The organism is Candidatus Methanoperedens nitratireducens (assembly GCF_900196725.1).
Classification (GTDB): Archaea; Halobacteriota; Methanosarcinia; order Methanosarcinales; family Methanoperedenaceae; genus Methanoperedens; species Methanoperedens nitroreducens_A.
Map to the genome: position 1 here is coordinate 88,946 of NZ_FZMP01000196.1, position 11,615 is coordinate 100,560.

Here is an 11,615-nt window from a genome sequence, read left to right on the forward strand (position 1 = left end):
CTATTAACCGTTCTTTTCAAGAACCGAGATGCGTCTTGTAAGGCTCTTATGCACCCTCTGCAGATGGCTCTCGATTACCCTGAACCCCGCTTTTTCTGCAATATCCTCTATCTTGCGCTCTGAAATAAAAACCGCGCGCTTTCCTTTTTTAAGCACCCTGTGTATCTCGCTTAAGGAACCGGTAAGCAGATCATCCAGTGATTCTGCTTTTATCGCCGCCGACCTGCCATACGGGGGGTCTGTTACAACGGCATCCACGCTCTCATCGCAAAGCGCCATGCGGCATGCGTCCTGGTACATAAGGGAATAGTCGATATCGTAATAATCAAGGTTCATTTTAGCCCCAAGGAGCAACTTCCGTTGCACGTCGCCTCCGATTGCCTTTATGCCGATAATCCCGGCTTCGACAAGGATACCGGCTGTCCCGCAGAACGGGTCGAACAGATACTCTTCCGGCTTTGCTATGTTCACAAGTGCACGCGCTACCCTCGGCATCAGGACACCGGGGTAGAAAAAAGGCTTATAATGGGGTTTTCGCGCTTCGAACGCTCCCCGGTCAACAGAAGCAACAATATATCCGAAGATGCTCTTATCCCCTGTGAGCAGTACCCTGAACGCAATTTCAGGGTTTTTCAGGTCTGCGCAGGCTCCTCTCTGGTAGTAAATCCCGCCTATCCGTCGTTCCATCGACCCGGTGTCCACTTTTGAGCAGTCCTTTATTCTCCTGACCCTGACGCTGTACGTACCATCTAACCTGATATCGGCTCTGCTTACCGTATCCAGGATATCTTCTTCTGTCGCCCCTCCGATTCCCAGGACTATCATGAGATGATGGGTCATCGAAAGTCTTTTTGACAGGGCATGTGCAGTCCGGTACGCTTCGTCTTTTAGCTCGATGACAAGGCATCCGTCAAGCTTTAAATGGATTTTAAAGTCCACATGCAGCGACTCAAGGCAGGCGATCGCTTCAGATGCCGGGATGGTGTCATGTTCGCCTGACAGTTCAAATGCAATTAACATAGCCTATATTATCATGCTCTCTTTTAATTCCCTCAGCATCTCAGCCATAACGCCGTGCCACCGGAACTGTTCCTCAAGACTCTGTCTTACGGTTTTTTTTGCGTACGCATCCTCGTCCCAGATTATATTCTCATACTCGACGTTCTTAAAAATAAGACCATAAGCAGGAGCAGGCTCAAGCCCTTCGGTAAACTCCGCCGGATTAAGCATCTGTTCAAGCCACGATAAGTCCTTCGCCCCGCAACCCGTCATTTTCATCGCCGTGGCGATCTTGCGCACCATATGCCGGATAAAATGGTCTGCCCGGATGTCCATAATGGTGAATTCTCTCTCTACCCGCATCTCGATTTTCTCTATCCTGCATATGCTGCTCTTTTCTTTTTCAAGCGTGGCAAAATTGGCAAAGTCGTGTACTCCTTTTAACAGCCGCGAGGCATTACGAAGCAGGGAGATGCTGTATTTCCCGCACATAATATACCTGTACTCGCGGCTTAAGGCACTGCTGTGCGGGTCAAAGTCGGAAGGTACATGAGCCCGTGCCCATACCCATATCGTCGGGGGAAGTCTGGTATTTATAGCTCTGGCTGTGAACGCATCCGGGTCAGCCGTATCGAACGCTATCACCTGACCGAGCGCATGTACTCCTTTATCGGTCGCGCCTGCAGCAATGTAATTAGCTTCATGCGGATTGTTTATAATGTTCAATTCCGCAAGAGCCCTGAAGAGTTCACCTTCAATGGTCCTGACATCGGGATGGAATCGGAAACCGTGGTAGTCCGTGCCTATGTATGCAACCTGTAGAGCGATTCGCATGGATTTTAAATTGGTACGTAGATATATAAATCTTCGGTAAAAAAATTTATAAACAAAAAGCTGGATTGGGCACTGTTAAAAAATATAAAATAACCCTGGTCAGCGTGCAAAAAAATATATACCTCCTGAACGTACCCTATCCAAAAGTGAGCAGCATGAAAAAACGTATTAGTGGCTTCTTTTCCGAAAGTAAGAACTGGGCAATGGTTTACCTGTTCATAATTTATCTGGATACACTGCTGACGCTCGTAGGAACGCATCAGCCCGGCTTCGCTGAGGCTAACCCGATCCTGAGAAGTGCATTCCTTACAGGAGATCTTAAACTGCCGCTGCTTTCTGCAGCTTCGATAGTCCTGGTCATGTTAGCGGTAATAAGGGGCTGGAATATTAAAATAACAGAAGGGGATAACGTTTACTTAAGCAACACAAGCAGGGCTTTAAGATTCGCTGCGTGGATGCTGATCCCTGTCTATTTTTATTTCACGTCTTTTGGGTGGATGTATCTGATGAGCTATAATAGTACCCCGCCGTTTTATGAGTATTTCCTGCATGTCCTTGAAACAATGTTATAGCAGTTTTTGAGATCCCTGGATCAAGTTCCAACAGCAAGGGTCTCCTCCCACGGCTCAAGGCTTTCGAACTCCGTTCCCCCTTTCGTGTACGTTCTGGTGACCTTTTTCGTAAGAACCTTGCAGTAGCCGCATTTCTTGCATACCTTCTTGCAGTTCTTCCACTGCTGCTCTAAAACGCTGTCAAGGCTTTTATTTGGTATATAGAACAGGTCTTTCAAATCCTTGGGGCAGTCCAGCAAATCCATGAGATTGCCATCATAGCTCTCATTGTGATATGCGTTAACGCAGTTCAGTATCCAGTCCACAAAATGCGTCCTGCCGCCGATCTTATAAACATCCGTTATATCTTTGTAATGCTTTATGTCCTCAGGTCTTATCCATGGCGATTTGATTATCAGCTCCGGGCTGGCGATCCGCAGCTCCAGACATTTGAAGTAATAGTAGTCATCCAGCACATTGGGTCTTGGCTCGGGTCCGAAAGCATGCGAGAAAAAGTTAAAATGGGCATACCTGAAGGGGCAGCGGTAAAGGCACCCCTCGTTCACCAGGAGTTTTAATTCGCAGTCCACCGAATCCCGGATAGCGTGGAGCACATCAAAATGCCTGTTAACATTCGAATCGATCACTATAGATTTTGCGCCCAGTCCGGCAAAGAACTCCGCCTTCTGCGGCGAATCCACAAAAGCGAGCACCGAGACCACGACATCGACATCGAAATCCCGCGCTATTGTTTCCACAAGGTACGGGTCGGCGACCACGATAGAATCGATGCCGATATCAACCAGCTTCTCGATATACCAGTGGTTTATCCGAAAACCTTCAGGCGTGAGCTGCCTCCCGCCCATGCAGCTTGAGTTCAGTACAAGCTCCATCCTGACACCGTTCTTATGGGCATATTCAGTCTGCGCCGCGATATCCTCAAGCTGGGGGGAAGCAAGATTACTTCTGCCCGTGCCGATATAATCCGGCGAGCCTGCCATGAATATGGAATATATCTTATCCTTTGCTGTCAGCAGTTCTTTAAGGCTGTTGATATGCCCGGGCGAGGGGACAAATAGCTTCATGCCTTACCTGTTAATTGCAATCATGATAAATGTTTTGCATTCAGGATCTTGTGAATGGTCTTTAACAATCTCTCTACTGTGTAAGGCTTGGATAAAAAAGCGTGTACTTTGCCTGTAATGCTTGCATACTTATCACTCTCGGTCAATCCGCTGACCGCGATTATCCTGACCCGGGGGTCGATCTTACGAAGCTCATTAATGCTTGCCGGACCGTCCATTACGGGCATCATCATATCCATAAGAACTATCTTTATCTTGTCCCTGTTTTGTGAGTATAATTGTATTGCTTCCGCACCATCACTGGCTGTCAGCACCCGGTATCCGTTTTTTTCCAGTGATACTCTGGTGATCTCGCGTATCTGTGCTTCATCATCAACAACAAGAATATATTCCCCATGCCCTGCAGGAAGTTCAAGCTGCTGTACCTGCGCTTTTTGTGTCTCGCTGGTTTTAACAGCCGGCAGATATACTTTGAACTTGGTTCCATTTCCAACTTCGCTATACACATTTATAAATCCGCCGTGGCTTTTCACAATGGCAAGGGCTGTTGAAAGACCAAGACCAGTGCCTTTGCCGGGAGCTTTTGTCGTGAAAAACGGCTCAAATATCCTGTCCATGATTTTAGCAGGAATACCGGTCCCGGTGTCTGAAACAGCAATTGAGACGTAAGGACCGACCCTGGCATCAACATTAAACCTTGCAACACTTTCATCAATAGAAATATTTTCAGCAGAAATGCTAAGGGTACCCCCAGCCGGCATTGCATCGCGTGCATTAACACAGAGGTTCATCAGGACCTGGTGCAGTTGTGTTGCATCTCCATAAGTCGTCCAGAGGTCTTTTGATATATCTGCCTTAACTTCTATGTTCCTTGGAAATGTTTCTTTTGCAAGCTGCCTGATTTCGGATATAATGTATGTCACCTGAAGAGCTTTTCTTTCACCTTCAATCCCTCTTGCGAATGACTGGACCTGCTTTATCAAACCGGCTCCACGCTGGGCGCTTCTCTCAAGGATGCCGATCAATTTCTGGCTACCGTCATCCGTGAACTTATCCTGCAATAGTTGCAATGATAGCATTATCGGTGACAGCACATTATTAATATCATGCGCTATACCGCTTGCAAGCGTGCCTATGCTCTCCATCCTTTGAGCCCTGAGCAGCTGCGCCTCAAGCTTTATCCTCTCGGTGATATCAGTGTTGATGATAAGTATTGATTTTGGTTTCCCCCCGCCATCATGCGTTAAAGTCCAGCGGCTCTCAACGATGATCTCCTTACCATCTCTGGTCACCTGATATAACTCACCCATCCATTCCTCTTTCTCGATTACAATTCTCTGGGCTTCGGTGAGTCTAGGGAGCTCTTTTATATGTAGAAGCTTGTTCGCGTCTTTCCCGATGACTTCCTCCGCTGTCCAGCCGTACAGACGCTGAGCACTTTTATTCCAGTAGATAATGTGATGTTCCAGATCCCTGACGTAAATCGCATCCTGCGCTTTATCAAGTAGCGAGGCTTGCTCCCGGATTTTTTCTTCAGACTGCTTGCGCATGGTTATGTCGCGCTGGATTGCCAGAAAACCAATGATGTTCCCCTCTCTATCCATGATCGGATTAGCAGTGCCTTCGATATTTAATAGCCGTCCATCTTTTGTCTTATTGATTATCTCCCCTGTCGTGGCTTTCTTTGCAAGAAGCGTATCCCAGAATTGTTTATAAACTTCCTGAGGAAGAGTTCCAGATTTCAAAATCCTGGGTGTTTTCCCCAGTGCTTCTTCCCTGCCATACCCGTATATATTCTCAAAAGCAGGATTGATATAAATTATCATACCGTTGGGATCAGTTATAAAAATGGCATCAGCCGATCGCTCAATTCCTAATCTGAACTTTGATAACTCCTCCTCGGCACGCATGCGGTTTTCCTCTATCCCGATGGCTGAGGCGATAACACCCATAAGCCTTTTGTCATCCGCGCTCGGAAAATAGTCATCCTGATAAACAACGCATAGCGAACCGACATAATTATCACCGAATTTGACAGCACGGCCGATATAGGTTTTGAGCTTATATGCCACCACATTAGGGTCGGTGTGAGCATACACGGTTCCGGGGAGGTTGTGAATTATATTAATTTCATCACTACCACGGTTAATCGTATCATGGCAGATATGTCCTGCGGGATTGTCTAACAATTTGTAACCGTGCGGCAGGTTCCATTGTCCCCATGAGCAGAGCATCCCTTTATCAAGGCGGTTGTAGAGCGCAGCAGTTGCCCCCATGAGTTCACCGCAAAGAGCGGTAAGACGGTTGATATTCTCAATCGGTTTTGTCCCGAATACGAGGAAACATTCGTTCAGCTTTGATAGCCTTTCCTCGGCACGCAAGCGCTCAGTACCTGACTTCTGCAAATTTTGCACCATTATATTGAACGTTCCTGCCAGCTCGCCGATCTCATCCGTTGATCCGGTTTCTATATTAGTTCCAAGGTTACCTCTGCCTATATCCACAGCCGCTTTCTTCAGTCTCATAATAGGGTCGGCGATATTTCTGGCAATAACATATCCGAGAGCTAAGGCACCAAAAATAGCAGCCGCACCGATTATAAGAATAATATTGTAAAGATTCGCAGCGTTTTTTTTGGCTGCCTGGTCCTGTTCAGTCCTTAAACCGACTTCTATTTTTGCCAGCCTGAGCCCATCTTCCCGGATATCAGCAGCAGTATCGTCAAGATTCCTGATCAATCCCTGGTGATTTTCAAATCTGAACATTCCTGTTGTTTTTATTTCGGTTTCATATGCTTTTAGCAGCGATTCCCCGGTATATTGGAGCTTGTCTGTTTTAGAATTGATATCATCTAAAATCTTTCTTGCCTCGGGGTCCTTTACTTTTTCATACATTATCGAATTTTGTTCGCGCAACGATGCAAGCCTGATAAAGAATTTCTGCTTATCCGACTCGTTATGTAATGTCAAATACAGCATCAAGTGCCCCTCTGCCCTTTTTGCATAACTGCTAACCTCGTTTGATGCCTCTATTATAGATCCGAAATGTTCATCCCCACTTTCAAAAGAGTTCACAATCCGGTTATTGGTGTAAAGACCGAGGAATCCCACAAGACCTACCAGTAGGGAGATTGCTATAAATACCGCAACCAATTTTTGCTTTAGTCTCATTTTTTCCAGCCTATTACCGAACCTGCGGACCCGCTTTATTCTGACAGGTTACATTGAACCACCTTTACTCGGACTCAGTTTTTCTTTGTTTAACCAGGTCTTATATTAATCTGCCGTTATTATTCCAGGGGATTTAATGCCAGAATGATTTAATATTGCTCAACCCATCATCGGATAATCCTCAACCCTGACCTCAAAACGTCCCTGTTGGCAACGAATTCTGCCAATGGCGGTATTATCCGGATTGGTATAATAGAGACCTTTACGCTCAGGTTCCAGTCCAGTACCTGTCTTGTAAAATCAGATGCGAACCTTATGTTACGTCCTGTACGGGAAAAACCACTGACTGCATACAGGAACCCTGTAAGTATGCCTGTACAGGCAGGATCATCCAGGCCATAGGTGATGTCAATATCAAGATATTTCAATCGAAAAGCATATATAAAATCTTTGAAAAGCTTCAATATCGGTCTACCCAGATTAAAAAAATCCCCGATAAGCAGCATTTTCCGGAGTCCCTTGATCTTCTCTGGTTTTTTTGGTTTTTCTGGTTTCGGCGGCTTTTTTTTATATGATTTACTGATTATATGCCTGCCAAAAGCAAGAACTTCCATCTGCCTGTCTTTTATCGCATACCTGAACTTGAAAATTATCCAGCTTATGCTGAAATCCCCTTCTATTTTTCCTCCCGACCTTGTGGAATTTGCGTAAATCGTAACCGGGGATAACAGCATCACCAGCCCAATGGCTGCGATAATTACCAGTATCTGTGCGATCATCGGAACTTCAGATTCGATAGTTTATTTTTTTCAGGTCGTGGACGGTTCTTCTTTCCCGTGCTCCTCCCTGACGGATTTGTATTTTTCCATGATCTGCGGTATAACCTCTGCTAACCGGGAAATCACATCTTTTCCCTGGATGGAGAACAATTTCACGTCCTCCTTTGATACAACAAGGAAGCCGATAGGCTGGATGACAGCGCCTGCGCCGCCACCGCTTCCAGTGCCTTCATCGCCGGATTTCCCCTTTCCTTCACCGCCACCGCTCGCGAAGCCGAAACTTACCCTGGTAACTGGTATGATAGTTTTCCCTTCTATTGTTATACTCTCACCAACTACGGTTTTAGTAGATATCATGCTTGCTACTTTCTCGGTAACGGTCTTTAAAATCTCTTCTGTTTTCATATGGTTAAACCCCCTTAGTTTGATTAATATTGTATCTGATTTTATTAGTACTTAAATAAAACGTAGGTTTTTAGCGATGGCTTATCTTTGTTATGAGACAAATTCTAATCGCATCGATGCTTTTATTTACTTTTACCCTAATTAGTAATTTGGAGGAAGTATGGTATCAGAACCCGTAGAACCTGTTGTAAATATAATCAGTGAGCCTATAAACTCAGAAAATCCAATAGTCATTGAAGGTTTTCCCGGCATCGGTCTTGTGGGGAACATAACATGTCAGCACGTTATAGAGGAACTGGAAATGAAATACATAGGCTCGATAGACTCAAGGTATTTCCCGCCTCTTGCCGTACTTTTCAACGGTATCATCTATATGCCTGTGCGCATTTATGAAGCTGCAAAGAAAGACATAGTTGTGGTAATCTCGGACATACCCATACATCCTACGGCATCATACGATATCAGCAAGGCTCTGGTTGACTGGATGCAAAAAATCAGGGCAAAAACTATTGTTTCGATCGCAGGAATAGCTACAACAACAGGAGAACGCCGGGTTTTCGGGGGAGCTACAAATAATAAAATGCTGGAAAAGATCAAAGATAAAACGGAAATATTCCAGGTCGGGACGATCTCAGGTATTTCAGGCAGTATAATGACCGAATGTTTCCTTCGCAACCTGCCCGCCGTGAGCCTGCTTGGTGAAACCCCGGGACCGAATCCTGACCCAAGGGCAGCGGTCGAAGTAATAAAGGTCCTTAACAAGATATTTGATCTATCCATCAATACTGAAAAATTACTGAGCCAGGCAGAGCAGATAGAGCTTGAACTCTCCAAGCTTGCAGAGCAGGTAAGGACCACCGAGGCGCCTTCAATGCCGAAGAAAGAGTTCCCGATGTACGGGTGATATCATGCGATACGTCGTGTTGAGCGGAATATCGCAGCAGGTATTAAAAAGCCTTGAAACTAACAAGGTAAAAACCATCGAGATACGAAGCCCTCATAATTTCCTCTCGGCGCTTGAGACCAACGTCGGGGATGTGATCTTCCTGACATCAACAAGCCTTGAAGATGTAAGACCGGGCACGACCGGTATCATTGCAAAAATAAATGAAAAACAGATATCGATGCACAGAATGGTCCAGAGAACCGAGGATTTTTATGAGGAGGCGGAAGTCCAGATGGCGCGCCTCCAGCTCCAGATGAAAGGGCACGCAAGAGTGCGCCGCGCCGAGTGCTGCGCCATAGGGGAAGCTACGGTCGTAGATGCCGATGAAATGAAGTTTTTCGAAGGGAGATAATCCTCTCGATTTTTAATAAACCTGCGTGGAGTCGCCTTCTGCTATAAGCTCTGTCACTTCATCAACGAATTCCTGCATGTATTTATCCAGCTGATCCCTCCGCCGCCTGTTAGTATCTTCATCCGCGGGATACCTGTCAATCAGTCCTGAGAACTCGTTGTATATCTCCATGGTCTTGCTCATCATCGCTTCCTTCGTCTCGCCCGTTTCAGCCATGTGGACAATATAGCGGCGCAGGCGGATGCATCCCCTGTTTTTCCCGAAGCTTTTGTCAAAGAAGACCGGTATTCTCCATAATCCCCGCTCGACCACACCGCTTTTGGTTGAGGGGAAGAGCCTGACGATTTCAGGGTCTATGTTATCCGGTAGCATTGGAGTGATCCTTTAATGAAATATTTAATACTGGATAATATACAGAATCAGCCTAAATAAAAATAACGAAAGATGAAGATCTTTAAATCTTCATTATTTTTATTCGAACAGCATCTTATCCAGTTCCGGATCTATGGTCCAGTCAATGGCATTGAAGAATGCATCAATATAACCGGCTTTCTTCACCCCGTAATCAATCATGAACGCATGTTCGAAAACATCCATTATCAGGATAGGACTGGCTCCGCACAGATGACCGACATCGTGCTCATTTATCCAGGTATTGAAAAGCCGCCCCTCTATCATATCATAATACAGCACTACCCATCCTATGCCGCGCATTGAGCCTACGCCCCTGAAATCCTTTTCCCAGTCCTCGTATGACCCGAAATCTTCTACTATCTTTTTATACATATTCGTATTTTTATCGATGGGTTTGCCGCCTTTTGTCATGTTCCCGAAATAATATTCATGCAGCCTCATGCCGTTCCATTCCCAGCCGAACCTGCGCTTGAGCTCCGAGTATTCCGGCGTGCCTGCCTTTCCCTCTTTTAACATTGCGTTCAATGTATCGGCTAACTTGTTCGTGTTCGTCACATAACCCTGATATAACGTGAAATGGTTTTTTAACAACTGGTCGCTGAGACCTTTTGTTCCCAGCAGATGTTCAAAGTTCTTTGCTTCGTATGCCATGTTATACACCCCTGTAAATAATCATAGTCTCAAACCCTTTTATACTTTATTCACTCAAAAGAGACCATCCGCCAAACCCTTATAACCCTTTAACATTTCAATAGCTTTTTTCTCAAAACCTGTAACGACTGGAGCATATAAATGAGCCGCAGAGATGCTAAGGAAAAAAAGCTAACATTTTAACATCACTCTCTGTGTTCTCTGTGCCTCAGTGGCAAGTTTTTTCTGAAGCCCTGATTGTAACCTCCGCGTTCTCTGCGCTTCCGTGGCCAAAATAATCAGAAGCCACAGAGGCGCTGAGGCACAGAGAGCTTTTTGAAATATTCCTCTGCGTCCCAGCGCCTCTGTGGCGATTGTTTTTTACACAGGTCATGAAATTTAGGGCACTAACGGCAAATAATGATATAGGTATAACAAATATACATTGAATTAGCGGATGGTCTCTCCCTCAAAAGACTATATATCCCGGCGCTACGATGTTTATTCATGGACATCGCCTCTCTCAGGAGCAGGATAGGGCATCTCATCCATATACATTCTTCAGACTATGTTCCGCATATTCGCGGCTCCGGTTTCTCATGCGCGCGCTGCGGCTGGTGCTGCCGGAATAATTTTGATATAAAGATTACAGAGGACATATCGCGCCCATCCAATGCCATCTCGATTTTCCCTGGCGATATCAGGCGCATAATCAGGGGCACAGGATTTCAATGGGACGATGTCGCGCAGCCAGACATATATTCATGCCTATCCGACGGGGAGAACATATGGGCAATCGGATGGATATTACGGCGCAATGATGCCGGAGATTGTGTCTTTTATAAAAACAATGAATGCGCGATATATGATTGGCGCCCGATGATATGCAGGTGCTATCCATTTTTTATGGGCGAGCGAGATGTGGACATAATGCACTGCAAGGGGCTGGGGAATGAGATGACGCAGGAGAGGGCGGAAGAGATGGCGAGGATGCTGAAGAGGTATGAGATGAAGAAGCTGCGGAGTTATATTGGCATTATCGGGCAGTTAGGGGATAGACTGAGTTTTGCCAGCCTGCGGGCGCTGCCGTGTGATTATTCAGGGGATGTATTCGTTTGTGATGGAGAGAGGATTTCGAATGTGCGGCTGGCGTGCCGTTAATGAAGAATTCCTGCCGAGGCTTTATTGCAAGTTGTATTGCCGAGAAAAATAAAGATATGGTGAGCTTTTCTAACTTTAGGGAGTTATACAGGAGAAGCTTTATGGGCGAAAAACGATAGCAAGCCCTGTACACTTCAAATACGGGTTATGGTAAATTGTAGTTACATTTATGCGGTCATTATAATTTTTAGCATACTTTAAGTGATTACCGAATTTAAAGCTTCTAAATCTTACTCAATCTTTTGCCTTCATTTAACATATTACGTTTGCGCCACAAGTCACCCCCTAT

12 protein-coding genes are annotated in these 11,615 nt (G+C 45.6%); 4 read left to right on the top strand and 8 right to left on the bottom strand.

All coding sequences use genetic code 11. From position 1 onward, the window contains the following. Nucleotides 1-3: 3 nt before the first annotated feature. A complete protein-coding gene (locus MNV_RS13535) occupies nt 4-1,020 on the bottom strand; it encodes a TRM11 family SAM-dependent methyltransferase (RefSeq protein ID WP_096206479.1) in 1,017 nt (338 codons plus the stop codon). Between the two features lie 3 nt (nt 1,021-1,023). Then, the gene (truA, locus tag MNV_RS13540) at nt 1,024-1,833 is read right to left on the bottom strand and encodes a tRNA pseudouridine(38-40) synthase TruA (RefSeq protein ID WP_096206480.1); all 810 of its coding nucleotides are present in this window, start codon (nt 1,831-1,833) and stop codon (nt 1,024-1,026) included. A 104-nt stretch (nt 1,834-1,937) separates the two neighbouring features. Between truA and MNV_RS13545 the strand changes: the two genes are divergently transcribed. Next, a complete protein-coding gene (locus tag MNV_RS13545) occupies nt 1,938-2,405 on the top strand; it encodes a hypothetical protein (RefSeq protein WP_143311783.1) in 468 nt (155 codons plus the stop codon). 20 nt (nt 2,406-2,425) lie between these two features. Here the strand turns inward: MNV_RS13545 and MNV_RS13550 are convergent, their stop codons facing one another. The 4 genes from MNV_RS13550 to MNV_RS13565 all read right to left on the bottom strand — a co-directional run bounded on the left by MNV_RS13550 (nt 2,426) and on the right by MNV_RS13565 (nt 7,823). Then, nucleotides 2,426-3,469, bottom strand: coding sequence for a peptidase U32 family protein (locus tag MNV_RS13550; RefSeq protein ID WP_096206482.1), 1,044 nt, complete (start codon nt 3,467-3,469; stop codon nt 2,426-2,428). 20 nt (nt 3,470-3,489) lie between these two features. After that, complete coding sequence (locus MNV_RS13555; protein WP_096206483.1) at nt 3,490-6,639, bottom strand: PAS domain S-box protein; 3,150 nt, start codon at nt 6,637-6,639, stop codon at nt 3,490-3,492. A gap of 167 nt (nt 6,640-6,806) precedes the next feature. Continuing rightward, complete coding sequence (locus MNV_RS13560) at nt 6,807-7,418, bottom strand: DUF2953 domain-containing protein (RefSeq protein WP_096206484.1); 612 nt, start codon at nt 7,416-7,418, stop codon at nt 6,807-6,809. A gap of 30 nt (nt 7,419-7,448) precedes the next feature. After that, nucleotides 7,449-7,823, bottom strand: a complete 375-nt coding sequence (locus MNV_RS13565) for a GerW family sporulation protein (protein ID WP_096206485.1) — start codon at nt 7,821-7,823, stop codon at nt 7,449-7,451. Between the two features lie 160 nt (nt 7,824-7,983). Here MNV_RS13565 and MNV_RS13570 point away from each other — a divergent pair, with 160 nt between their 5' ends. Next, nucleotides 7,984-8,727 (top strand): proteasome assembly chaperone family protein, encoded by a 744-nt coding sequence (locus MNV_RS13570; RefSeq protein WP_096206486.1) that lies wholly within the window; start codon nt 7,984-7,986, stop codon nt 8,725-8,727. 4 nt (nt 8,728-8,731) lie between these two features. Then, entirely contained in the window at nt 8,732-9,121 is a 390-nt protein-coding gene (locus MNV_RS13575) for a DUF473 domain-containing protein (RefSeq protein ID WP_096206487.1), read from the top strand. Between the two features lie 12 nt (nt 9,122-9,133). Here the strand turns inward: MNV_RS13575 and MNV_RS13580 are convergent, their stop codons facing one another. After that, nucleotides 9,134-9,493, bottom strand: coding sequence for a hypothetical protein (locus MNV_RS13580; RefSeq protein WP_096206488.1), 360 nt, complete (start codon nt 9,491-9,493; stop codon nt 9,134-9,136). A gap of 99 nt (nt 9,494-9,592) precedes the next feature. Further along, complete coding sequence (locus tag MNV_RS13585) at nt 9,593-10,186, bottom strand: superoxide dismutase (RefSeq protein WP_096206489.1); 594 nt, start codon at nt 10,184-10,186, stop codon at nt 9,593-9,595. Between the two features lie 486 nt (nt 10,187-10,672). On the opposite strand from MNV_RS13585, the gene MNV_RS13590 reads away from it, so the two are divergent. Continuing rightward, nucleotides 10,673-11,326 (top strand): YkgJ family cysteine cluster protein, encoded by a 654-nt coding sequence (locus MNV_RS13590; protein WP_096206490.1) that lies wholly within the window; start codon nt 10,673-10,675, stop codon nt 11,324-11,326. Nucleotides 11,327-11,615: the final 289 nt, after the last annotated feature.